The sequence below is a fragment of the Flavobacterium sp. FG19 genome, from assembly GCF_057809475.1.
This window is the reverse complement of record NZ_JBMDKA010000010.1, coordinates 67,525-93,207: the sequence shown is the minus strand read 5'-3', so window position 1 is coordinate 93,207 and position 25,683 is coordinate 67,525. Positions and strand designations below refer to the sequence as shown.

Annotated in this window: 13 protein-coding genes; all 13 read right to left on the bottom strand. The window is 36.9% G+C overall.

Features of this window, described 5'->3' with window-relative positions; translation table 11 throughout:
* Window positions 1-26: 26 nt before the first annotated feature.
* The 13 genes from ACODST_RS12010 to ACODST_RS11950 all read right to left on the bottom strand — a co-directional run bounded on the left by ACODST_RS12010 (window position 27) and on the right by ACODST_RS11950 (window position 25,672).
* Window positions 27-1,595: an MGH1-like glycoside hydrolase domain-containing protein gene (locus ACODST_RS12010; protein ID WP_488932343.1), complete on the bottom strand. Its 1,569-nt coding sequence runs from the start codon at window positions 1,593-1,595 to the stop codon at window positions 27-29.
* A gap of 286 nt (window positions 1,596-1,881) precedes the next feature.
* Window positions 1,882-4,350 carry a glycoside hydrolase family 95 protein gene (locus tag ACODST_RS12005; RefSeq protein WP_488932342.1) on the bottom strand — a complete coding sequence of 823 codons (2,469 nt, stop codon included), beginning with the start codon at window positions 4,348-4,350 and terminating at the stop codon, window positions 1,882-1,884.
* A 184-nt stretch (window positions 4,351-4,534) separates the two neighbouring features.
* Window positions 4,535-5,953, bottom strand: a complete 1,419-nt coding sequence (locus tag ACODST_RS12000) for an acetylxylan esterase (RefSeq protein WP_488932341.1) — start codon at window positions 5,951-5,953, stop codon at window positions 4,535-4,537.
* Window positions 5,954-6,101: 148 nt separating this feature from the next.
* Complete coding sequence (locus tag ACODST_RS11995) at window positions 6,102-8,882, bottom strand: glycoside hydrolase family 78 protein (protein ID WP_488932340.1); 2,781 nt, start codon at window positions 8,880-8,882, stop codon at window positions 6,102-6,104.
* A gap of 189 nt (window positions 8,883-9,071) precedes the next feature.
* Entirely contained in the window at window positions 9,072-10,937 is a 1,866-nt protein-coding gene (locus ACODST_RS11990; protein WP_488932339.1) for a six-hairpin glycosidase, read from the bottom strand.
* Window positions 10,938-11,224: 287 nt separating this feature from the next.
* Window positions 11,225-12,142 carry a glycoside hydrolase family 43 protein gene (locus tag ACODST_RS11985; RefSeq protein WP_488932338.1) on the bottom strand — a complete coding sequence of 306 codons (918 nt, stop codon included), beginning with the start codon at window positions 12,140-12,142 and terminating at the stop codon, window positions 11,225-11,227.
* Window positions 12,143-12,468: 326 nt separating this feature from the next.
* Window positions 12,469-14,037 carry a glycoside hydrolase family 28 protein gene (locus ACODST_RS11980; RefSeq protein ID WP_488932337.1) on the bottom strand — a complete coding sequence of 523 codons (1,569 nt, stop codon included), beginning with the start codon at window positions 14,035-14,037 and terminating at the stop codon, window positions 12,469-12,471.
* A 164-nt stretch (window positions 14,038-14,201) separates the two neighbouring features.
* Window positions 14,202-15,605: a glycoside hydrolase family 140 protein gene (locus ACODST_RS11975; RefSeq protein ID WP_488932336.1), complete on the bottom strand. Its 1,404-nt coding sequence runs from the start codon at window positions 15,603-15,605 to the stop codon at window positions 14,202-14,204.
* Window positions 15,606-15,864: 259 nt separating this feature from the next.
* Window positions 15,865-19,017, bottom strand: a complete 3,153-nt coding sequence (locus tag ACODST_RS11970) for a DUF6298 domain-containing protein (RefSeq protein ID WP_488932335.1) — start codon at window positions 19,015-19,017, stop codon at window positions 15,865-15,867.
* A 122-nt stretch (window positions 19,018-19,139) separates the two neighbouring features.
* Window positions 19,140-20,846 (bottom strand): polysaccharide lyase, encoded by a 1,707-nt coding sequence (locus ACODST_RS11965; RefSeq protein WP_488932334.1) that lies wholly within the window; start codon window positions 20,844-20,846, stop codon window positions 19,140-19,142.
* A gap of 44 nt (window positions 20,847-20,890) precedes the next feature.
* Window positions 20,891-21,580 (bottom strand): DUF3826 domain-containing protein, encoded by a 690-nt coding sequence (locus ACODST_RS11960; RefSeq protein ID WP_488932333.1) that lies wholly within the window; start codon window positions 21,578-21,580, stop codon window positions 20,891-20,893.
* A gap of 274 nt (window positions 21,581-21,854) precedes the next feature.
* Window positions 21,855-23,567 (bottom strand): polysaccharide lyase, encoded by a 1,713-nt coding sequence (locus ACODST_RS11955; protein ID WP_488932332.1) that lies wholly within the window; start codon window positions 23,565-23,567, stop codon window positions 21,855-21,857.
* Window positions 23,568-23,701: 134 nt separating this feature from the next.
* On the bottom strand, window positions 23,702-25,672 hold the full coding sequence (locus tag ACODST_RS11950; protein WP_488932331.1) for a RagB/SusD family nutrient uptake outer membrane protein: 1,971 nt from the start codon (window positions 25,670-25,672) through the stop codon (window positions 23,702-23,704).
* Between the last annotated feature and the right edge of the window lie 11 nt (window positions 25,673-25,683).

The window sequence follows — 25,683 nt, the reverse complement described above, 5'->3', positions numbered from 1 at the left end:
AACTAAATCAACTTAACGGTTTAAAATTATTCAGAAACTAACTTCTCCAATTTCTCAGAAACCGCAATCTCTTTTCCGTTTTTAAAAATTCTAAAACCTTTTCCTTTATGATATTTTTCTCCTGTTTTATCCCAAAGAATCGTAATAATATTGCCATGATACAAAACATTATCCAGACAAAACCAATCCCATTTTTCTTGTGGAATTAGCGGATTTACTTCAATCTTTTTATCAGCTCTCGGACGTAAACCAACCAATCCAGTAATCACTAAATCATTGAAAGTCGAATGGTTATAATAACGGCTTCTTTCTCTGTCTCCCATTAACCAATATCCAGTTGTTTCATCCAAATATTCTCCCAAATAAGGTCTTCCTCTGTAATATTGGGACTGAACATACAATTCCATCTGCTTGAAATAATCCGTTTTACCAACATAATTCTGATTGTAATTATTCAAAACATTTGCCAAAGCGGTTAACGTCTGCGAACTTGCAAATGGCCAAATCGCACCGTCCCACTCACAGGTTCCTGTTCCGTGGGTTCTAAATCTCGGACTTCTTCTTTCTGCTGTTGTTAATCCAAACGGAGCCGAAAATCCTTTTTCATCTTTAATTTGTTCCCACGCCTTTTCAAAACCTTTATTTTGCTCTGGCAAGTTAAAATACCACGGAATAAATCCGATTGCTTCTCGAACCTGCGCCAAAGTATCTTTTTCTGTAAAGGTCTCAAAAAATTCGCTTTTCTGGTTCCACAATTTGGTTTCTACTAATTTTTGCAGAACACCAGCTTTTGCTCTGAATTTTACTTCTGCTTCTTTATCGCCTTTCATTTCAGCCATTTTAGAAATCGCTACAGCATTTCCGTACATATAACTGTTAATCGTTGGTCTTGCATTTTGTACTTTTCGTCCGCCGCTTAAAGATTCTTCCATCCCGTCTTTTACGTCATGTTGCCAAAACAGACCATCTTTTCGCTGACGGTCTTTTTCCCAAACGGCATAATCGGTAACCATGTCCGGATATAAATCCAATAAGAATTTTTCATCCTTATTCACCAAATAACGATTATACAAAGCATCGGCTGTCCAACTGCTGAATTTATACAATTTGTTCATCGGTTTTCCATCATTGCCTCTATACCAAAGTTTCACATCCTGTTCAATGTATTTCGGATCATGAACCCATCTAAATTCGTTAATATGGTGTCCCAAAGCACAACTAATCATATTGTATTTATCGGCATACGAACGGTCTACCAAAAACTCGGTAATTGCAAATCCTTGTGGAGTATTCTTTATATGTTTACGAACGCTCCACCATCTGAAATAATAGATTTCCTCGAAATTCTGCTGTGGACATTCAAACAACGGAATGTTCTTTTCCATCCAAGTCCAAGCACTGTCATTTGGAATCGCAAACTTCAAATTTTCATCTTCCATCGTGTTGAAATAGTCCACATAATGTTTGAAGTTTTTTTCTTTTAAAATGACTGATTTCCCTTTTTGAGAATGGTCTGCTCCAGATTTGCAACTGCTGTTTATACATGCAATTGCTATTGAAAGTGTTATTATTTTATGTTTGAAATTTGTCAACATTCTATCTAATTAATTTTAATATTTTGGGCGTGCCCCTCCGGGTCGTGCTGTCCGTTCCCGCTTCCCGATGAAAAATCGGGAGAGCTCCACTTCCATCACTCACGCAAGAGACCTTTACGTTTTCAATCTCCTGCAATCCCGAGGCTTCGGGACAAAACCTTGTAGGTGTTTGATTTTAATTAAAAACTAAACCTTCTAATTCATACCTACAAGGTTTTGAAAACCTTGCAGGAAACATGTCAAGACCTAACAGGTTTTAAAAACCTGTTAGGTCTAAGCTCATATATTAATTCCCAGTAAAAGTATACGTCTGCCCCGCTTTCATATTCACATCGTAAATATTATAATTTGGCAATTGTACTTTAGGTAATTTTGCTTCCTTAGAAATAATCGGTTTCTTCACTTCCACATCATAAAATAACGGATTTGAATTTTTTCCTTTTGCTTTTTTTATTGAAGAACCGCTTAAAGTATTCTCTAATTTCAATCGGCAGTTTCCACCAATTTTCGAATAGATTTTCAAAGTCGAAACTTTGTTATTTTTCCAGGTCATATCAATTACAAATCCGCCTCTTGCTACTAAACCTTTTATGCTTCCGTCTTTCCAAACCGTTGGTAAAGCAGGCAGTAACTGAATCGCATCTTCCTGACTCTGCATCAACATTTCGGCAAAACCGGCAGTACATCCAAAGTTCCCATCAATTTGGAATGGCTGATGTGCATCTAACATATTCGGATACGTTCCGCCGCCTTTTCTTTGATCTGCTGTTACCAAATGTAATTGATCCTGAATCAATTTATACGCATGATTTCCGTCTAATAATCTCGCCCATAAATTTACTTTCCATCCCATTGACCAGCCTGTAGATTCATCTGTTCTGTAAATTAGCGATTGTTTAGCTGCTTCAAATAATTCTGGTGTTTTGATTGGCGAAATCTGATTGCTCGGATACAATCCGTATAAATGCGAAACGTGTCTGTGATTGTCTTTCGGATTGTCCCAATCGTCCTGCCATTCTTGCAACTGACTGTGTTTTCCCACTTTCATTGGAGGCATTTTTGCCAAAGCGTCGCTTACTTTTTTCGAATAAACAGCGTCTGGAGCAACCAATGCCGAAGCCTCGATTACATGTGTAAACAAATCAAAAATCAACTGATTGTCCATTGTAGTTCCAGATGCAATAGTGGCTTTTCCTGTTCCGCCTGCATGTGTGTTTTCAGGAGAACTTGACGGAACAACCACTAAATATCCTGTGTTCGGATCTACAATCATGAAATCTAAAAAGAAATCGGCGGCGCCTTTCATGATCGGATAAATTTCTGCTAAATATTTTTTATCTCCTGTATATAAATATCTTTCCCATAAATCCTGACAAACCCAAGCACCACCTGTCGGCCACATTCCCGAAGCAGCTGAATCTACCGGAGCGGTTACACGCCAAATATCGGTATTGTGGTGTAGAACCCATCCACTGGCATTGTACATTGTTCTCGCAGTTTCTGCACCCGTTACAGCCAATTCTTTTGCCATTTGTACAAAAGGTTCATGCATTTCCTGTAGATTTGTTACCTGTGCTGGCCAATAATTCATTTCCGCATTGATGTTGGTTGTGTATTTACTGTCCCAAGGTGGCGTTACCATATCGTTCCAGATTCCTTGTAGATTGGCTGGCTGTCCTCCTGGCTGTGAACTCGAAATTAAAAGATAGCGCCCAAATTGGAAATACAATGAAGCCAACTGCGGATCAAATTGTTTCGAAAAATCTCTGATTCTTTCGTTTGTTGATTTCTTTGTCAATTCGTTTGAACCTAAATCTAACGCAACTCTGTTAAAGAATTTTTGGTAATAATCAACATGCGCTTTCTTTATGGTTTCAAAATCTTTTGTTTCCGCTTTCGCCAAATAGTCTTTGCTTTTTGCAATTTCATCACCAGAAATGTCCTGATAGTTTTTGAAATTGGTTGCAATCGAAATGTATAAAGTTACTTCATCGGCTTTATTGATACTTAATACGCCATTGCTGGCATCGATTTGTCCGCCTTTATTTTTAGCGGTTAATCGGCCTTGAAATTTTACCTTTCCTTTTACGCCTTCAAAGTTAGTTCCAACTCCCGAAAGTATAATCTGGTTTCCTTCTGTCGAAGCGACTGTTTTATCAATCGGACTGTTCATGAAAACGTTACAAGTTATTTGTCCAGGCTGACTCGCAGAAAGTTTAACCACAATAACCTGATCTGAAAATGCCGTTAGAATTTCTCTTGTAAATTCAACCCCATTTACTTTGTATTTTACTTTAGCTGTAGCATTACTGATATCTAAATCACGGTAATAATCGGTATATTTTTGATGTCCGTTGAACGAAATATAAACGCTTCCAAAAGTCTGATACGGCATTCCGTCATTCGTTTGCGACATGATATCCTGCGTAGCCAATTCTTGTGCTTCATCAAATTTTCCGTCAAAAATTAACTGACGAACAATTGGTAATGCTTTTATCGATTTGGAATGTGCATTGCTGTTTGGAGATCCTGCCCAAATGGTTTCTTCATTCAATTGCAAACGTTCTACTGCTGGGTCGCCAAAAACCATTGCGCCCAAACGTCCGTTTCCTAAAGGCAAGGCTTCGTTCCAAATGGATGCGGGTTTATCGTACCACAATTTTAGGTCGTTACTTGACTGAGCAATGATATTCTGACCTACTAAAATCAGTAAAATTCCAAAACCTAATTGCTGTATTTTAACTCTTATCTTCATAAATATTTTTTTTCGCCACGAATTCACGAATTTTCTCTAATTATTCTTTGCGTATAATTTCTCTAATTTATTTGCCCCAGATTAAAGGATTTTCAATGATTAAAAATCTGGCAGATAAAAAATCCTAATAATCATTTTAATCTGTGGCAGAAAAAAATAATTCGTGAATTCGTGGCTATCTTTTTTACTTCTTAACCTCGTAAACTTTCAGATTTTTTTCTCCGAACATTTCATATAATTTGTTGATGTCTTTCAACGCATTTTTTGGCAGTTTTTCTCCTTTATCTCCAAAAACCAGCAACTTTTCTTTTGGTTCAATCACACACGTCGATTCGTCGATTTCGCCTTTGTCATTCTTCACTTTATTCAAATCTAAATTTAAATATTTCGCCATAAACGGATACAAAGCCATGCGTTTTGAGATTCCGAAATCGTGTCCTTCTTTTTCAAAATGGGCATTTTCTACTAAATCTTTCTTTCCGTACAATTCGTAAGTTCTTTGGATAAAAGGGAATTCCAATTCTGGAACTGCTAAAGTCCAGTCTTTTCCGTCAGAAACAATCAATTGTGGTTTTGGCGCCATCATAGCTGAGATTTCGGCATTATTAGTTCCGTTTCCACATAAGTGAATGCCGCGTCCGCTCTCGCATGGGCAACCGCCTGAGAAATGTGACGAAACCATCACAACTGGAGCTGAAACTTTTACACGATCATCAATCGCTGATAAAAACATCGTATGTGATCCTCCGCCAGAGCCACCTGTAACACCAACTCTTGACATATCAGCATTTTTTACGGTTGACAAATAATCTAACAAACGAATTCCTGTAAGTAATTGTACAGTCGATGCGATGCTGTTTCTGTGCGTTTCTTCGGGAAACTGCAATAACGATTCGCCCCACGCAAATAAATCGTAACCGACCACAATTGCGCCCATTTTTGCCATCATGGCACAACGGTACTGCTCATCTTTTCTGTATCTTCCGTCACCGAAATGCCCGTCTGGTGTAATAATTACAGCCGACTTTTTATTGAACGGATACGGTTTGTAAATCGATCCTGTGGCATAGACTCCCGGAAGAATTTCCAAAGCAATATTTTCTACACTGTAGTCTTTGTAAATTCTTTTTGGAGTTAAAAGTGGTTTAGACTTGGGCATTGGGGGTGCCTTTTCTAATCCAAATGATTGAATCATACAAGCTTTTAACTCCGTTTTGCGTTTCTCCCATTCTTCTTTGGTCGAATAAAGGCTTTCTAAATAAAACAAGCGTTCTTTTCCTTTATCTACCGAAACTTTATGGTTTTCATACTTGCGTATGATGTAGGTTCCATCGGGTTGTTTAAAATACATCAATTCAAACGGCACTAAAATATTAGTTAGCGAAAGCGGTAGATTTCCTGGTTCAATTCTCCAGTCGGCATAGTCGAGTTCTTTTCCTTTTAATAAACCTCTGTCATCGTTGATGGTTACGTTAAAAACAGTTTCTATTTTTTTCAGTGTTTCTGATACTGGCTTTCTAAAATTCGTATCAGAAGTACTTTGCGCATTGGCAAATGTCAAGGCAAAAATGGAAACTAAGAAGATATATTTTATTTTTTTCATTTTGATATTGTTGTGTGTTGGGACGCTGATGAAACGGATTTACTTCGTAAAGAAGCGGATTAAAACGGATTTTTAATTATTCTAAAAAAGAAAAAATCCGTGTAAATCAGCGTTTTCGCGATAGCGAATCCGTGTCATCCGCGTTCCATTATATTGTGCATTCTATGGTATAAATTCCCGATCCTAATTCTAACATCGGCTTTTGCGTTTTTTCATCGAAACCTGCTCTAACCTTTTTACTGTCAATTTTTATTTCTGAATCTTTAGCAACTGGCAATTTTACTGTTGCTGTTGTATTCACCGGAATCTGAACCATCAGAATAAATTTGCCGTCTTTCTTTTCCCAAGAAGAAGTGATTTTTCCATAAACCGATTGATAATCCGCTTTCGCGAAAGTCATATCGCCTACCACTTCCGGCTGAATAAAGAAATGTTTGAAACCCGGTTTTTCAGGATCCGATTTGATTCCCGCTAAACTTTGGTAAAACCATTCTTCAATTTGTCCCAACATAAAGTGATTCCACGAATTTCCTTTTCTCGGATCCCATTGTTCGGTTAAAGTGGTCAAGCCAAATTTAATCTGAAAACCATAACCCGGCGCATCATAATGATTGTGCATTCTATACATGGTTTCATTTTCACCATTTCTTGCCAATGTTTGAAACAAATAACGGTTTCCAACATCTCCCGTTGTCAAACGATCGCCTTTTTCTTTGATATCGGCTAAAAGATTCTGCATTACCGCTTCTTTATACTGCGGTTCTACAATATCCATAAAAATCGGAACAGCGTTGCTAAACTGGCTGTTTGTTCCGTATTGTTTGGTTTCTTCGTTGAAAAATTCCTTATTGAAAGCGGTTTTAATCTCAGAAGCCAACGTATTGTATTTCTCAAAATCTTCAGTTTTGCCCAATAATTTCCCCGCTTTAGCCGTCAGATACGCTCCATAATAATAGTGAGAAGTGGCAGAAAGCCCAATTGGACTATTTTTAGAATATCCTGCAGGATGTGTTCCGTAATCGTACCAATCGCCTAATCCGTGAGAAACTATGTTGTTTGTGGCTTTAGTTCCTAAATAATCGACATACTTTTTCATTACAGGATAATATTTCTCTAATAATGAAGCGTCACCGTAATATTCGTAATACATCCAAGGCAAGATTACGCCTGTAACGCCCCATTCCGGAGAATCGGTAAAATCGCCTCCAAAAATTACATATTCAGGAACAATTGTCGGGATTAATCCGTTATCACGTTGTGAATCAGAAATGTTCTGCATCGTTGCAGGAAGGAAAGTCTGAAGATTATAATTGAACATCAAACCTGGCCCATTCAACTGAATTTCTTCGAGCCAGCCTAATTTTTCACGTTGCGGGCAATCGGTAAAAACACTTTGGAAATTACTTTTTATGGAGTTATTGATCAGTTCGTGTGTTTTATTGAAAATCTCATTCGAACAAGCAAAACTTCCTGCTTCTCCAGCCGAATTGTAAATGAAATTCGATTTCAACTCAACCAAAGTCGGAAACTCTTTGTTTTTATCTTCTTTGTAATTGACGTTTTCAATCTGAACATACTGATAGCCGTAGAAACTGAATTTTGGAGTCCATTCTTCTACTCCATCGCCTTTTAAAGTGTAATCGTAATAATATGGTTTTCCAGATCTTCCTTGCGCGATTGTGCCCTCTTCATTTAATCCTTCAGCTACCCAAACACGAATTGTTTGCCCTCTTTTTCCTTTTACTTTGATCGTTGGAAATCCCGAAAGATTTTGTCCCATATCAAAAACATAGAAATTTGGTTTCAGTTCTTTTACAGTTTTCACTTCGTATTGTTTCTGAATCGTAACCGGTGGTGCTGTCTGCGGTCTTAAAACTCCTTTCGGCGCTTCCTGAATGATTACTTTTTTCCAATCTCTATCTTTAAAACCTTTTCTATTCCAGCCTCGTTGTTCTAAACTGGCATTGTAATCTTCTCCTCCAAAAATACTGTTGTAGGTAATCGGACTTTTGCTGTATTTCCAGCTTCCATCCGATTTTATAATTTCTTCTGAACCGTCATTATACTTGATTTTCATTTTAAAGAATAATGTCGGCGGACCAAAACTCACGAAAAATTTGGTATATCTTTCGGCAAGCGTATTGTACATTCCGTTTCCTAACAAAACGCCAATTACGTTATCGCCTTTTTGAAAATCTTTTGCGCTTAATTCGTAAATGTTATAATTAACCGTTTTATCATAATCGGTCCACAACGGCGCAAATTGGCTGTTACCCACTTTTTTCCCATTGATAGTCAATTCATAATGTCCTAAACCTGAAATGTAAACTACGGCTTCTTTAACTGCTTTTTCTACTTCGAAAGGTTTGCGCAACATAATGCTTCTGCGTGCCAAAGAATCGGAAGCATTGATAAAGGACATCTTTTTTTCTCTGTTGAAAGTGGCAGTGTGATAAGTTCTTCCTTCCGGCAAATGACTGTCGGCTTTGGTAATCGCACCAATCCACGTCGGGTTTAAATCTGATTCCAGTGGCGCCGTTCTGAACGAAGCGATTCTACTCCATTTTGAAACTTTCCCTGATTGATTCCAAACTTTAACTTTCCAGAAATATTTGGTTTCGTTTTTTAATGGTTTTCCGCCATAAAGAATATGCAGGTTTTTATCGGAATTAACTCTTCCCGAATTCCAAATATCTCCATCGTCATTATTTAGTTTTTCTTCTGAAGAAGCTACTAAAATAAGAAATGCTACCTGAGAGGCGTCGGATTCTTTTGAAACCAATTGCCAGCCCAATCTTGGCTGATTTTCTACAACTGCTAATGGATTTTGAGCCATTTCTGTTGTTAGGCGTACAGGGAGAATTTGTCCTTTAGAAACTACAGTTGCTAGAAGACTAACGGCTAATAATATTCTTTTAAAAAACTTCACTTTGTATATTTTTTTTCGCCACGAATTCACGAATTAACTCAATTTTTTACTTTGCGTTTAATTTCTCTAATTTTTTCTGCCACAGATTAAAAGGATTAATTGGATTATAATCTGTGTTAATCATTTTAATCTGTGGCAAAAATTACGCAACGTTTATAAAATAATTCGTGAATTTGTGGCTATTTTTCTTTACAACTTTTTAGTAATCAACGATTCGATATTGAATACTGCTTCTGGGATTAATTTTCCGGTTTGAGGCAGGTCGTCGTAATCATCTGTGTCTGGCGCTGTGTCCGGATTTGGCATATATCTTTGTTCTCCTGTGCGGAACATGATTCGTTCAAAACCATCTGTTGGCGCATAAAATATCTTTGTTGATTCTTTTCCATCGTTTACTTTTATAGTATACTGACGGTTTTTAGCATCTAATTTAACTGTGATTGTGTAGGCTTTGTTTGCTTCGTATTTTGTAACCGAACTCAAACGTGCACCATTTTTTACTTTTAATTCTCCGTCAGAATAAAAAATCAATCTTACGGAAGGCAGACCTTGTTTGTTTTGGAATTCAATCTGCAATAAACCATGATTGTTTTGTTCTGGTTTTACTGTGAAAATAGCTTCCATTTTTGAGGCAAATGGAATCACTCTTTCGGCACGGGAATAATCAAAATAATCCTGATCTCTTAACGTCAGCCATTTTCTACCATCGGCTTTCTTTTCGATTTTGGTTGATGCCCACGAAAGATCGTAGGTATTCCATAATTTCAATTCCTGTCCGTCGGGAAGATTATTGAAAACGTCATTTACATTTTCTGTCACAACCGAAGTTACTGGAACAGGAATCGACGCCACCCAAATATCTTCTTTGTTCATACTGTAACCCACCCAGATTTTTCCGTCTGGCGGAGTTCCATTTTTCTCTGTAATCCCACGCACATATTGCGGACCTGCCGATTTGTAGTTTCCACCGTAACGCATCGGACTTACTTCTCCGTGAACCAATAATAAATCTTTGTAATTTAATCCGTCATCGCTTGTTGAAATTGCCAAAGGCCAGCGATATTCTGAAGGATTGTAAAGTGTTGCATAACGATTGTCTGACGTTTTTTGTCCCCAGATTTTAGCGTTGCTGTTTACGAATCCCGGCGCACGCAATGGCATATAATCCCAAGATTTTCCACCGTCTCTACTGATAGATGTTAAAGCGTGTTTCCACAACCCCACAACATTTCCGTTTGGTAAATGATAATAACTAAACGCTTTGTATGGTTTCTGCAACGGAATTAATTCATCGTCACGATCGGCTTCTTCTACCCATTGCTGTAAAACTAACGGTTCTGATAAAATTTCTTCGCAGGCTTTTTTCAAACCTTTGTCTTTTGATGCGGTATAAAATGGGAATTTCGATTTCGATTTATCCCAGGTTTTGTTGTATCTGATGAAATAAATTTCGCCAAAACTTCCGTCTTTTTTGATTTCACGAATGACACGACCAATTCCTTTTCCGTCGTTTGGATCGTCTTTTTCATCCATCGCAATTCCGTAATACGCTAAAGCAAAAAGTCGGTTGTCTTTTGAGGTATAAAAGCCCATTCTCTGGTGCATAATGGCATCGAGATTTTTGGCAACGCCTTCAACACCTTCTTTTTTCCATCCGTCAGGAATGCGGTAAATTGGAAAAATCACTTCTGGTTTTGTCCATGTTACACCGTCTTTAGAAGTCATTAATAATGTCTGACTTGGCGGAATATGTTCACCCGAAGGATCGCTTAAATAATGCAGATAAAAGGTATTGTTCCAATACGCCATCATCGGCTGGTGGTTGTATGTCCATCCAAAACCATCAGCTTTTTCGGGATGTTCACGGCTGGCACGCATGATTTGCGTAGCATGGACTCCAACCGCTGGACTCAACTGTCCGTGATGGTAATCGATGTTGGAAAGTGTTTTACCAACATATCTCACAGTATCGTTTTGTGCATTTACAGCGGTGCAAGCCAGAAGAATTGTGGCTGTGGTTATGATGTTGGTTTTTATGTTTTGGAAAGCAATCATTTTATATTTTTTTTGTTTCACGCAGATTTTGCAGATTTTGGCTGATTGGCGCAGATTTAATTTTAATCTTTTTGATTTTATACAAATCAAAAAATCGGCTTGATCTGCTTAAATCATTTTAAATCTGCGTGAAATTTTTCTAACCATTTCTTTTATCTGCTTGATCTGCAAAATCTGCGAGAAAAAAATTTACTCTCGCAGATTTAGCAGATTATGCAGATTTATATTTTTAATTATTAGATCTTAAAAAAAATCCTTTTAATCTGTGTAATCTGTGGCTATATAATTTATTTTTTATCAATTAATCCCTTTAAAACGTCCGCAGAGATTGTTGTTATCGTTCCGTGTTTATGTCCTTCGGGAAGGCTTATTTTAGATGAAACATCTTCAAAATGAACAAAATCTGTTGTGCTTAACGCTTTATAATTTTTTGAACCGTAATTGTCATAATACAAAAGCCAGTTTTTACCCACTTTTACTACTGTTGGACCTTCTGATAAATATTCTGTCAAAGGTTCTGAACTTTTCTGAAATGGCCCTAAAGGCGATTTTCCAAAAGCTACTTTTATGTTTCGCATGGGTCTTGTGTTGTCTTTCAAAACCAAAACATAGTCTTTTTTCCCTTTTTTGACAATCACACAATCAATTACACTGAAACCTGGATCGTAATATAATTTTGTACCCGAAAAAGTTTTAAAATCTTTTGTCGTTACGTAATACATTCTGTGATTGTTTTTCTCCTCTTCTACTCCCTTTGGAAATCGGAACGGAATTGTTGATGCCCAGATAATAATGTATTCCTCTTTTACATCATCATAAAAAATCTCCGGCGCCCAAACGTTTACGACTTCTGGTTCGTTTTTCATCACGGGAATATATTGCTGTTCTGACCAATGAATTAAGTCTTTTGAACTTGCGTAGCCAAAACCGTTTCCGCCTTTCCAGTCGGTTGTCCAAACCATGTGATAGATTCCGTCTGCTCCTTTTGTGATTGACGGATCACGCATGATTTTACTGGCTCCGATTTCGGGTTTTAAAAATGATTCTTCTAATCCCTTCCAGTTGTAACCGTCTTCACTGTATGCCAAATATAAACCTTCTGTTGCAGGTTCTCTAAACGACGTAAAAAGATATAAATCTTTCTTTTTCTGCGAATAACTAATCGCAAAAAGTGAAAGGGTTACTATGATGAATATTTTTTTCATGTCTTATTTTTTCTCCTGCAAGGTTTTCAAAACCTTGTAGGTATGTATTTCTATACTTTTAATCTAAACCTACAAGGTTTTGAAAACCTTGCAGGATCAAGCCTAATTTTTCTCTTTAGCCCCGATTACTTCACTACACTTTTATTTTCACCAGAGTTCAGTGAACTTCGTTTGCAGTGGAAATCCTTTTGTGTCTCGTTTCTTTAACGAGATACAAAAGATTGCAACGGAAAGCGGGACGATGTTTCCAAAAATGCCTAATGTTTCTGCTTCTAATTATTAATACCTAACAGGTTTTAAAAACCTGTTAGGATACGTCTAACTAATTATTCTGTAATTGCTTTTTTATCTAAATCTTTTCCTTTTTTGATCGCTGTGGTAACGTTGTTGAACACATTGTTTTTCAGGAAAATATTTTTGGTGTCTTTTCCATTGGCTTCGATAAAAATATCGGTTGGATTGAATGGAAAATTATTGTTGATCAACGCATTCGAAACGTTATCCAATTTGATAACCGGAATTCCTTTTATGGCTGTTGAAGATCCAACGTTGTCTAAAATGATGTTTTTTGAATCTGAGATTTTGAAAGAAGAACCTACAGTTGCGTTCACTTTTACATCGTGAAATTCAACATCTGTGGCCGTATTTACTGTAAAACCTTCTTTTCCGTCCATGTTGATGTTCGAGAAAGTGATGTTTTGAATTGGCATTTCGGTAATTCCAAGAATCTGTCCAGCTTTGTTTACGTTTGAAGCTGTAATGTTGCTCATGTGGATGTTTCTGAAAATCGGTGTTTTCTCGGTTACAGGTTCAACTTTTGTGCCTTTATCGTAAAAAAGGCTCAATACAAATGCTTCTTCTTTAATGTTTTTCATAACAATATTGTCGACACGAATATCTTCTACAACGCCACCTCTTCCACGAGCCGATTTGATTCGGATTCCTCTGTCAGTTCCGTCGAAAACGCAGTTGGAAATGGTAATTTTTTTGATACCTCCTGACATTTCACTACCGATTACCACTCCGCCGTGACCGCTTAACATGGTGCAGTTTGTGATGGTTACATTTTCTGTTGCTTTTCCGTATTTACGTCCGTCGCCGTCTCTTCCTGATTTGATTGTAATGCAATCGTCTCCAACACTGATATGGCAGTTTGAAATGTGAACATTGGTACAAGAAGAAGGATTGATTCCGTCTGTATTTGGCGAATGCGGGTTGAAAATTGAAATTCCAGTAACGGTTACATTATCACAAAATTCCGGGTTGATGGTCCAAAAAGGTGAATTTTGAAACGTAACACCTTCAATCAAAATATTTTTGCAGTTGTAAGCCTGAAAGAAAGATGGTCTGAAAAATTTCTTATCAACTGTTCTTTTGTAATATGGTTCTGTGTAAAGGCCTTTGTTTTGTTCTTCCCACATGGTTTGATATTTGGTTGGAGGAAGCGGTTCTTTGGCCGTTTCGATTCGGTACACTTCATTCCACCACGCTTTTCCTTGTCCGTCGATTACGCCTCTTCCTGTGATAGTGATGTTTTCTACATCTTTGGCGTAAAATAAGGGTTGGAAGCTTTTCATTACAATTCCTTCGTAACGCATTTCTACGTAAGGCAGAAAATCATCAAAATTTTCTGAGAACTTTAAAAGTGCTCCCGAATCTAAGTGGATTGTAATGTTGCTTTTTAATGTTAAAGCTCCTGTCAAATATTCTCCCGCAGGAAAAAAGATAGTTCCTCCGCCGTTTTTAGATGCTTTTTCGATTGCATTCTGAATGGCTTGGGTGCATTTTTGGCCTTTGTTGTTTCCGCCTTCTTTTAAGATGTTTAGCCAGCCGTCGTTTGCGAAAGTGGTGTTTAATCCGAGAATGAAGCAGAGTGTTATTAGTATGTTTTTCATAGTTGTGTTTTTTGTTCTCTCGCAGATTTAGCAGATTGTGCAGATTTTTTTTCTGCCACAGATTTCACAGATTAAAAGGATTTTTTATCTGCTTGATCTGCAAAATCTGCGAGAGTTTTATTATTCGCATTTTTTGTCATTGCAGAAATGACAAAACTGTGTGGTTACTTTGACTTCAAAATCAAAACCCAGTCATTACCATCTTCTTTTTTACCAGCGGGTTGAAAATTCTGAGTTCCTTTGTTATCAAATACTCCGATTTTAGTTTTCTTTCCATTTCTCGGATTGTACCAAGTTGCTTCGAATTTATCTCCTGAAATTTTTCCTAGTTTTACTTCTATTATTCTTCCATTGTAGGTGTAAAGCAAAGCATATTTTTCTCCTCTTATGGCAGGAATATAATCGTATTTTTCGCCTTGGTTTACTACTAAAGAAACATCTGGGACTCCTTCTAAAAATGGTACTTCTTCCATTAATTTCTTAATGTAAACCATCTGTTTTGCCCCCGGTGCATTGATGGCTGATGTCCATAATTCTTTGTTTCCGTAAGCCGGTTTATCGCCTTTTCTGAACATTTGCATTACGGCATTATGTCCGTATGTGTAACCTGCTCCACCTGATAAAACCGACCAATATCCGTAACGGCGAACGTCGCTAGCTGTCCATTTCGGCTGGAGTGTGTCGTGCAAACCGTGCGGAATTCCTTCATAAGATGGCTCTCCGTCAAGTGTCGGTTTTGTTGGTTTTAATTCGAAATCTCTTAAAACGAATTTGTAATTGTCTTCTTTGAAATTCGTTTTTACCGAATCCTGATCGTATCTTCTGTGTCCTGACTGGAACATATTGAAATCCAACCATTTTGCATTATGATAATCATCTGAAGAATCGGTTCTTCCAAAAGGGTGAAAAGTCACTAACTGATTTGGATTGTTCGTTTTTAAAGTATTTCCGATGGCATTCCAGATGTCCTGAAATTCGTTTCCGTGTGTGTCACCACCGTTTAACCAGATTACGTTGGTTCTGTTTTTATATCTTTTAGCCAAGAAATCAGCATAAACTATTGCTTGTTCTTTACTTACTTTATTTCCTTTGGAAACGTTGGTTCCCCAAACTGGAACCATTGCAACATAAATTCCGTTTTTCTGAGCTACGTCTAAAGTGTAATCTACGTGATCCCAATAATCATATTGTTTTGCGTCTTTGAAATCATTTCCTGCCGTAATCAGTGGTTTAGAAACGTCTTCATTTATTAAAGCCGGATCGCCATACACGTTAACGGCATTGATGTTATGTAAAACCATTACCTGAACTACATTAAATCCTTTGTCTTTCCTGTCTTTGAAATATTTCTCAATTCCTGCTCTGTCCAGTTTTCCGAATGCCAGCCAGCCTGTGTCACCAAGCCAGAAAAATGGTTTTTCGTTTTCGGTAACAAAATAATGCTGATTTTTAGATACTTTGATTTCAGGCAGAGGCGCTTTTGTTTTGGCAGATTGCGAAAATCCGCTTTGTGCTGTAAACATAAAGCTTATACTAAGAGCGTATAAAGATTTAATTTTCAGATTCATTTTGGTTTGTTTTTGAATTTATGTTTTTTGTTTTTTTTAGCCACGAATTCACGAATTATTTTTTTATAATCTTTGTGCTTTTATTTCACGCAGATTCTACAGATTTTGGCAGATTTACGCAGATTAAAATTTAAAAAATCTGCTAAATCTGCTTAAATCTTTTTTTAATCTGCGTGAAATTTTTCTCTCACAGATTTGAGCAATTAAGCAGAATTAATTCTTTCCGATTAATTCGTGAATTCGTGGCTATCAAAACTTTTTATTTCTTCACTACAAAAAGCACTTTTTCTTTGATTTCAGCTTGTGGAATGGTTACTTGTTTTCCTCCGCTGATGTTGTTTTTTTTCGTTATATTTCCTGTTGCAGCATTTATTGCAAAGACTTCAAATGTTCCTTTTTCGTTTGCTAAATCGATTGTGATATCTTGATCGTTTTTCAAATAGAAAAGATAGCTTTTTCCTTTGTTTTCCAATTTCCAAAGATTTTCTGAAAATGTATTTCCGTCAACTAATTTCATTTCGCTTAAAGCGGCATAAAACTGAGGCAATTCGATTTTCGGAATGTTTGGCAATGAGGCTCCTGCCATCAAAGCCGGCCATCCAAATCTTGAAGAACCATCTGTCGAATATAATACCACTTTTTCAGGGTATTTTTCTCTGTATTCACGAACGGCACGATATACTTGATTGTCGGTTTCTTTTCCGGTTTTTAGTTTTCTGGCGTGCTGTCTTGGTGCCAAATTTACACCTCCTTGCGGGGCATAAGCTGAACCGTCTTCTTTGTAATACCAATAACGAATGTCAATTACATCAACGGTTTCATTTCTTTTAGCATCATTTAAAATAGCATCCTGAACGTCTTTGGTAGCACTTAAACCGATTAAGCCTTTTTTGCCAGTTTCGTCTTTCCATTTTTGAGCTTGGTCTAACCAAAATTCCATAAAGTGTAATGGCCCTGTGTATTCTGCACTTGTAAGCTGAATTACGTTGCTGTTTTCCTGAAAGTTCTCAAATGATTTTCGGATGAAACCTTCGTGTAATTTTCTTCTTTGAGCATTCGTAATATCGTAAAACTGCTCTGCCATGAAAATACGTTTGTCTCCTGCGTAAGGCGGTGGTTCAGGAAAACCTGTGCTGTTGATATTGTTTGCAGAACGCCAAGGGGAGCTTGCCCAGTGCGCTCCTGCTTCTAAAATATTATGCTGGAAATATTGCTGATTGATTAACAGTTGTCCGTTTGGTTCTGCTAATGTGGCAAACTGCGCTAAACGGCTCCAATACCAATCGTTGAATTTTGTTAAATCGTATTTACTCAAATGATCCCAAGCGAAATCTTTTCCGCTTCTGGCGAAAGGCTGTTCATAAAACGGAGGCCAAACATCGTCATCGACTCTGCGAACGCGTTCGTGATCGTCCATTCTTCTGTCGTACCATAAACCGTAATTGTGTTCTAAAGCAACGATATTGTTTTTAGTCAAATAATCTACCGTTTCCTGTACTTTATCCGTCAATCCATTTCCTGTTCTTCCAGGTACAAAACGAGTGATGTGTGGCGTAGATTTGTTTACGAAATCATCGGTTAAATCGCCTCTCCACCATGCTACATTGGTTTGTTTTCCTGCAATTACTTTTCCTTCAAAAGTTAACCAACCATTTTCTGTGATTACTTTTGACGTTGATTTTTCTGTTTTATTTGAAACAACTTTTAAATCATTTGCATTTTTTAGGCCTTTACTATCTGTATTTATCGGATTTGCTTTTGAAGCTTCTGCAATTAACTCCTGTAGACTTTTTGCTGTTGTCGCTGAGTTTTTAGTCAATTCTTCAGCCACTTCTACACTCGGACTTGAAGAAGCTTCTGAACCTAAATCATAAATAAAAGCCTGAACCGGAAGTTTTCCTAATCTGGCTTCTAGTTGTGTGTAGAATAAACTTCTTGGACTGATATGTTCGTTTACGTTTTTCCAATGTCCGTTTCCTCCAAATTGTCCCCAAACTCCAAAAGCCCAGTTTTGTGCTGTTGGGGGACTGTAACATTCTACTTTTGATGCCGATGATTCCCAGATTACAGAATTCGCTGCTGTCCATCCTGCGCCTCTTCCGCCTTGTTCTCTGTTGTTATAACTTAAAGGTTTTCCATCGATATTGGCAATATCAAATAAAACTCCTGTTGCCCAGCTTCCAATTGCTCCACTGTTTTCAAATGGTAAATGTGATTCGCATTGTACGAAAGCATTTGGACCTGTTGTTCCAAATCCGCCCACAGCGAAATCATGATATCCAAACTCTGAATAGCAGCGTTGGAAAAGTGTCTGCTGACCTTCGGTATAAAAAGTATGTCTTCTGAATGAAGCAATTTCTGAAATCGGTTCAGTTGCAATACAATCTTCAACCGTAACTTGCTGACTTGTTTTTAAAACCGTAACGGCTCCGCCAGCAAAGTGTTTGAAATTCACTTGTTTTACCCAAGCATTTCTAGTGTTTTCAATACTGATTGCCTGCCAACGGTGTTCTTCGTCTTTTAAATTTGAAGGATTGTAAGTTGATTTTATTAAGATGTTTTCTATTCCGATATGCTCAATTCTTCCTGCCCATGAATAAGCCGTTACTTTTGAAATTCCGAAAACATCGTCTAATGACATTGTTATTGGTGCGTTTACCGTTACTTCGTTTCCGTTTATTTTGGTTACAACACGATTCCAAGTTGTAGTCCAATCTCCTTTTTTCCATCCAATCCAAGAAGTTTCTCCACCGAAATCCTGCATGTTTACTTCTTTAATGAAATTATCCGTTAAAGGTTTGCTGATTTCAATTTCGTCTCCAACTTTTAATTTTGCTGTATTTTTTAATTGGATTTTCTGAGTTCCAAGTGGTGTATAAGCATTCGCAAATTCAAATGAATCTTTGTACACTTTATCATTTTCACCCAAAATTCTAATTAAAGCTTCTCTTTCTAATCCGGTTCCTAAAAGAACGGTTCCGTTTTCAGCATTTCCGCTTCCTCTTAAAACAACTCCCGATTTTCTGATGTATAAAGTTCCGCTGATTTTGAAAATTCCTTTATCCAACAAAACTGCTCCACGAAAACCTGATTTATCTGGTTTTAATGCGCTTACATAATCAATTGCATTTTGGATTTTTTGAGTCGCATCTTCTTCTTGTTGGGAAACAAAAATCTTGTTCTCCAGATTCGGAAGCGTAACTTCAGAATTTCTGTATCCTGCAAAAGAAAAATCAGGGATTTGGTTTCCTTGACTATCTGTTGTGAAAGAAAGTTTGCCTTCTTTTGTTTTAAGGATGTCTGGGAAATTGTTTTGGGCTGTGATGTTTAGACTTAAAAGTAACATCAAACCAGACAAAATCATTTTATCTTTTGGAAGGGAGATTCTATTTTTTAAATGGGTAAAATTCACCTTAATATTTTTTAGAAGTGTTTAGAATATAGAAAATAGAGTAAAGAATATAGATTCCTTCAAAGCTAAATCATTTTTTTCAAATGTCTATTTTCTATATTCTTTACTCTATTTTCAAACTCTTATTGCAACAATGATTTCAGCTTCGCTAAAGTATCTGTATTATTTTCGATTTTCGTCCAATCAACTTTATTGTTTGGATCGATTCCGTTAAAATATTTTTCGATATTTGTATATCCGTCTCCGTTTGAATCTTTATTGGCATCTGAAGGATCATTTGGATTTAAACCATATTTTTTCTCCCAAGCATCAGGAATTCCGTCATTATCTGAATCTTTATAAGCTTTTCCTTTGTATGTTGGATATCCGCCAACTTGGTCAGGATGCGTTATAATTCCTTTTTTATAAGAATCGGCAGGTAATCTTCTTTTGATATATTCTTTTCCAATTGAATTTTCTAAACCGTCTTTTACTTCGATTTTTCCTGTACGAACTTGTTTGATGATTCTTTCGTCAACGGCATCTCTTTTTGGTAACGTTGCTCCTACATTTGCTAAAACAAACTCATAAGCTTCTTCTGCCGACATGATATTAAATTTTGGCATTGAAAAAGGTTTTGGCTGTTTGATTGCTGCTAAAAATTCTTTTGTTTCAGCTTCAGGAAGATTTTCCAATTGTACTCCGCCATTCCAATTATCTGCTGTAACTTCTGGTGAACCTACAATAAAGTTTCCTGAAACGTAAGCTCTTCCATATTGTTTTGGTTCAATATAACCCGATTCCGGTTTTACGATTCTATATGAAATTGGCTCGTTTTGCGGTGTAATTGGTCCTGGTTTAAAATAGTTGTTGATGATGTTCAACATTGAACGATAATCACCGCCGTCCAGCGTACGATTCCACCAATTGAATACTACGTTATTCACAAAATTAAAGTCGCCATACATTCCGATAGAAGCATTTCTGGAAATGTTGTCTGCCCATAAGTTGCGCATAAAAGTACTATTCAATCCGCCGATTGTACTTCCGAAAGCATGATTGTAAGTATCTAAACCTTCTGATGAGATAGTGTTTTGAATCGTGATATTACAAGCTGGTAATTTTTCCAACTTTGATTTTTCATTAGCTGCAAATTGATGTCTGTACAAAGAAATATTTTCGTCCAATCCCCAGCTCACAGAACAGTGATCTACAATGATATTTCCCATCGGATTTCCTCCTAATGCATCATCTCTTCGCGTAACATCTGTAGCTCCACGACGGAAACGCATATGTCTGATAATAACATCGTGCGTGTCAATTTCTAAAGTTTCTCCCGCTATACAAATTCCATCACCAGGAGCAGTTTGTCCAGCAATGGTTACGTAAGGCGCACGCATGCTGATTCTTTTTTTCAGTTGAATGATTCCTGAAACATTAAAAACGATTGTTCTTGCTCCCACTGCTTCACAAGCTTCGCGGAAAGTTCCTTTACCACTATCTTCTAAACTTGTCACTACAAATATTTTTCCGCCACGTCCGCCTTGTGTGTAAGCACCTCCTCCTTCAGCACCCGGAAAAGCAGGAATTTCTGCCAAAACAAAATCTTTTGGATAAGAAGCCCAAGGTAAATAAGGTTTTCCTTGTTTTGCTTCTTCTTTGATTACGTGAAGATTAGTATTCCAGATTTCGCTCAGTCTTTTTTCTTCATCAGCTAAAATCGCATCTGCTTTTGCTTGAACATCTTTTGGAATTACAGGATATTGGGCATAAGCCGATGACATAAGCGAACAAAATGACAAAGTCATAAATGTTCTTTTAAAAGTACGGTTTGGGAAAATATTTTGCATTTAATTGTGTGGTGTAGTTAATAGTAGTTAGTTTTTTTAAGAGATTATTCTTTTGCAGTTGAATCTTTTGCTTTATTCTTTTCTCTTTCCTCAATACGTTTGTGCCAGTCAGCACTTTCTTTATTCAAATCGTAACCTTGTTTTGATAAATAGTTGTTGATTCTTCCTTTGTATTTACCAAACCAGCCATGTTTTTCTTTAGATGAACCAGCATCCATTGCATGTTCTCTGGCTTCAACCAAAGCTTTATAAATATAATCTTTTTGTTCTGCAGTTAAATTTGGAAGCATGTCATTGTAACCTGCCACTGTAATTGGAAGCACTCCATAAGTCATTCCGTCTTTAACTTCAGTAATTTTATCTTCTGACAATTCTTTACCTAATTTTTTGATATACGATTTGTGCAGTTTGGCAATTGATTCGTCTGCTTTAGCTTTCAGTTTATCAATCTTTTCGTTTTGCTTTTCTTTAGCTAAAGAACTGTCTTCTTTTACTTTTTTGATTTCAGCATCTCTTCCATCCTGAATTTCAGTTAAATCTCTGAATTGCTGAGCGATGATATTAGAAACTGCTTTTTCTTTTGCTTCGTTTTTCAAATCTAATTTGGTAACGATTTTTGCAGCTCTTTCATTTGTAACCTTAATATATTCAGGATCCAAATGCTGTTGTGCACTTAAAGTTGAAAATGCAAAAACCAACGATAATAAGCCAACATTTATTTTATTTAGTGCCATTGTCTTTCTTTTTTTAGTTATTTTTTTAACTCAATCATAAGGCCAACGGCCTTTAAGCAACACCATAGGATAAAATCCTATGAATTACAAATCATATAGCAAAGCCCTGAAAGGGCGCAAGCCTTTGTCCATATTTTATTAATTGCTTTCGCCCTTTCAGGGCTTTTTTTTATACATAGGACGTTGTCCTATGTTAGGGCTTTGAGCCTTTCAGGCTCTTTTTTAAAAACATTCCTGTTTACCAAGAAACAGGAATGTTTTCAAAAACTGTTCCTTATTTTAAATCTAATAAAGGTCTAACTAATGTTTCTTTGTTATTAGCCAAATCTTTCCAATCCACTTTTATCGCAGGATTTACACCGTTGATGTAATCTTCGATATTGGTATATCCGTCTCCGTTTAAATCTCCTTGTGCATCAGATGGGTCGTTCGGGTTTAAACCGTATTTTTTCTCCCATGCATCTGGCATTCCGTCTTTGTCTGTATCTACATAAGGTTTTCCTTTGTATTCTGGATATCCGCCAACTTGAGATATATCGGTGATGATTCCTTTTTTATAAGAATCCATAGGTAAACGTCTGTGCTCAAATTGATAGAAAGTCTTTTTCTCTAATCCTTTTGCGTATTCTGGAACTCCAGTTCTTACGGTTCTAACAATTCTTTCGTCCACTTTATCTCTAATTGGAAGAGTTGCTCCAACATTTTTAAGTACAAATTCATAAGACTCTTCAGCAGTCATAAATTTATTGAACCATGGCATTGGGAAAGGTTTCACAGCTTTCATTTTAGCAAAATATTCTTTTGCCTCATCGTAAGTCATTAATTCTCCTTTTTTATTTTCTAACTGAATTCCGCCATCCCAGTTGTCTTTAGTTACTTTTTCATTTCCATTAACAACGTTTCCATTTACATAAGCTCTACCAAAAACCATATAAGGTAATTTACTTCTTCCAGATTCTGGTTTTAAAATTCTATAACTGATTGGTTGTGTTAAATCGGTTACAGGACCTGGTTTGTAGAAGTTATTAATGATATTGTAGTTCGCAGTATAATCGCCACCATCTGTAGATCTGTTGTACCAGTTGAAGACTACGTTATTCACAAAATTGAAAATTCCGTTCCAACCTATAGAAGGGTTTCTTCCTGCATTATTAGCCCACATATTTCTCATGAAAGAACAGTTTTCACCACCCAAAGTACTTCCGAAAGCATGGTTATAAGTATCTAAAGCTTCTCCAAATAAACTGTTTTGGATGGTAATATTTACCGTTCCCACTTTAATGTCTGGGTAACCTGGTCCAGGATTATACATATGTCTGTAAATTGACATATTTTCGTCTAGTCCCCAAGTTGCAGAAACGTGGTCAATCATAATATTTCCAACAGGATTTCCTCCAATAGCATCATCACGACGACCTACGAAAGTTTCTCCACGACGGAAACGTACGTGTCTAATAATTACATCGTGCGTATCAATCCAAGTTGATTCTCCTGCAATACAAACACCATCACCAGGAGCAGTCTGTCCTGCGATTGTAATGTAAGGCGCACGAATAATCAACGGACTTTTAAGTCTAATAATTCCAGCAACATTAAATACCACTATTCTCGCTCCCCCTTGCTCGCAAGCTTCACGTAAAGTTCCTGGCCCACGGTCTTCTAAACTTGTTACTGTGTAGACTTTTCCTCCACGGCCTCCAAAAGTGTACATTCCTCCACCTTCAGCACCTGGGAAAGCAGGAATTTCTGCCTGAGGTAAATCTGTTGGTCTTGCTGCCCACGGAATATATGGTTTTCCATGTTTTGCTTCTTCTTCAATAACTACTAAAGCTTTTGTCCAGGCTTCATCAGAAAGTCTTTGAGCTTCTTCTTTAATAGCTTTTTCCTGAGCCTGTACTTCTGGGCTTATCTTCGGATATTGGGCAAAACACTTTGCGCTTCCCAAAAAAAGCAGCGATGACGCGATAAATAATGCGGAATTTTTCATGTTAATTTCTAATTGTGGTAATTCTTTTTAAACAAATCACCTGTAATCTGAGCAGAGTACAGGTGATATTTGTCGTAATTCTATTTATTTTTTAATAAAAACATCTTAAAAGCAGATCTCTTTATTTATGTAATTTATTGTTGATAGTTGTAATCTCCATCACCTCCAGAAGCATCTTTCCATCCGATAGTTTGTTTTAACCATGGATTTTGTGCTAAGACAGTATTTTGCAGCCCCTGAATATAATAGTTTGGATTAAATTTGATTTTTACTGCTACGTTGTTAACGTTATCCATTGGTGTTGGCGGAGCTACCAGTATAAAATTATTAGTATAAAACGTTGCCAGTGCTGCTAATTGTGTATTGAAATTTGAAGCATCCGGATCTGCCGAAATACTGGCACGATCTGTTGCTAATGGATCTGCAGATGTGGCGACATTTTTATATTGTAAATAATTCCCCGTACGCTGTGTACCATTAATAGGAGTTAAACGTAATTTACTTACAGTACCTCCTGTAGTACCAGGAAGTGTTTCATTATCATATAACATCCATCTTTGAACATCCCAAAAACGTTTTCCTTCGTACGCTAACTCTACTCTTCTTTCATATAAAACGGCTTCGATAGCTGCATATTTATCAGATAAAGTTCCTATTCCATAATTATTTGCGGAAGCAATTCCAACACGTTTTCTTATTTTTCCTAAATAAGCAATAGTATTACCTGACTGACCTAAAGCGGCATAACATTCTGCAATGTTTAGTAATAATTCAGCATAACGATATTCTAAAATATCATTTCCGGAATACTGAAAACTGCTGGTATTCGATGCTGTAACATCGGTCATTTTTCTAACTAATGCCGGACTTGTTTCATTATTTGAATCACTATAGTAAGGTTTATTAGCATTATCTAACCAACGATAAGCCCATACCACTGGTTTTGCATTTTCTTTATATTCCCATCTTACTCCGGAGAAGGCAAAGGTTCTGTAAAATCTTGGGTCACGTTTCAGGAAGAATAGAAAAGGATCATATCCATTTGCAGTAGTTGGTCTTGCTCCATTATCCATAGGAAATAAATCAATCATTTCTTTTGGAGCTTCCATTGCTCCTGTTCCACCCTGGCTGAGTAAACGAATACCTTTTTCCCAGGAGTTGTTCATATCAAGATTTGTATTCTTTGAAGTTAAAAGCTGCGTCGTAATGGCTTCAGAGCAAAAACCAGCATTAGCAGAAATTGTGAACATGTTCTGCCAGTCTTTTGCTGAGTTTCCATACAATCCGTATCCTGCACCAGATAATTCTGTTTCGGCCGCTAAACCTGCCTGAAGTGCTGCATTCCAACGTTCGTTAGAACTATCCCAGCTTTTATTAAATAATGGACTTGCATACGTTAATAATACTCTTGATTTTACAGCAAGAGCAGCTCCTTTGGTAACTCGGCCATATTCTCCCGGCCAGTTGCTAGGCAGTAAACTGGCTGCCATATCTAAATCTTTCACAATCTGCTCCACAACTTCTGCTACTGTAGCTCGTGGCAGTTTTATCGATTCATCTTCAGAATTTGGAGTCTGAACTTCTGTTACAATTGGTACACCTCCATAAACACGCATTAAATCAAAATACTGAACGGCTCTTAGATAGTATAATTGTCCTTTAGCGCGATCACGGAATGTTTTATCAAGACTGGCACCTTTTACATCAACATCTCTGATAAAAGAATTACAATCTCTAATTCTGTTATAAGGCACGTTGTTAATTTTATCTTCAAGTTTACCTCCATAGTATCCTGATGCATCGGCAGCATTTACATACGTAATATTAGGATTAATAAGAGGCTGTATTCCCCCGATTTCTTCTGTCATTTTAGAATATACATCTGTAAAAGAGCCAACAAGACTTTGTCCAGGCGATTTAAAAGCAGAATAATAATCGTAATAAACATTATTTACATACCAGTTTGCACGTTCCTGGCTTTCGTAAAATGAATCGTCAACACTTCCGTAATTTTTCTTTTCTTCCAAAAAGCTATCACTGCAGGAAGTACTCAGCACTGCAAAAAGTGCTATAGCTATATATTTTTTATTGATTTTTAGTATCATTTTATTCTTTA

Coding starts and splice junctions, on each gene's coding strand:
- ACODST_RS11975 (WP_488932336.1), bottom strand. CDS start 15,605: ATGAATCTGAAAATTAAATCTTTATACGCTCTTAGTATAAGCTTTATG.
- ACODST_RS11955 (WP_488932332.1), bottom strand. CDS start 23,567: ATGAAAAATTCCGCATTATTTATCGCGTCATCGCTGCTTTTTTTGGGA.
- ACODST_RS12000 (WP_488932341.1), bottom strand. CDS start 5,953: ATGAAAAAAATAAAATATATCTTCTTAGTTTCCATTTTTGCCTTGACA.
- ACODST_RS11965 (WP_488932334.1), bottom strand. CDS start 20,846: ATGCAAAATATTTTCCCAAACCGTACTTTTAAAAGAACATTTATGACT.
- ACODST_RS12005 (WP_488932342.1), bottom strand. CDS start 4,350: ATGAAGATAAGAGTTAAAATACAGCAATTAGGTTTTGGAATTTTACTG.
- ACODST_RS12010 (WP_488932343.1), bottom strand. CDS start 1,595: ATGTTGACAAATTTCAAACATAAAATAATAACACTTTCAATAGCAATT.
- ACODST_RS11950 (WP_488932331.1), bottom strand. CDS start 25,672: ATGATACTAAAAATCAATAAAAAATATATAGCTATAGCACTTTTTGCA.
- ACODST_RS11960 (WP_488932333.1), bottom strand. CDS start 21,580: ATGGCACTAAATAAAATAAATGTTGGCTTATTATCGTTGGTTTTTGCA.
- ACODST_RS11985 (WP_488932338.1), bottom strand. CDS start 12,142: ATGAAAAAAATATTCATCATAGTAACCCTTTCACTTTTTGCGATTAGT.
- ACODST_RS11990 (WP_488932339.1), bottom strand. CDS start 10,937: ATGATTGCTTTCCAAAACATAAAAACCAACATCATAACCACAGCCACA.
- ACODST_RS11980 (WP_488932337.1), bottom strand. CDS start 14,037: ATGAAAAACATACTAATAACACTCTGCTTCATTCTCGGATTAAACACC.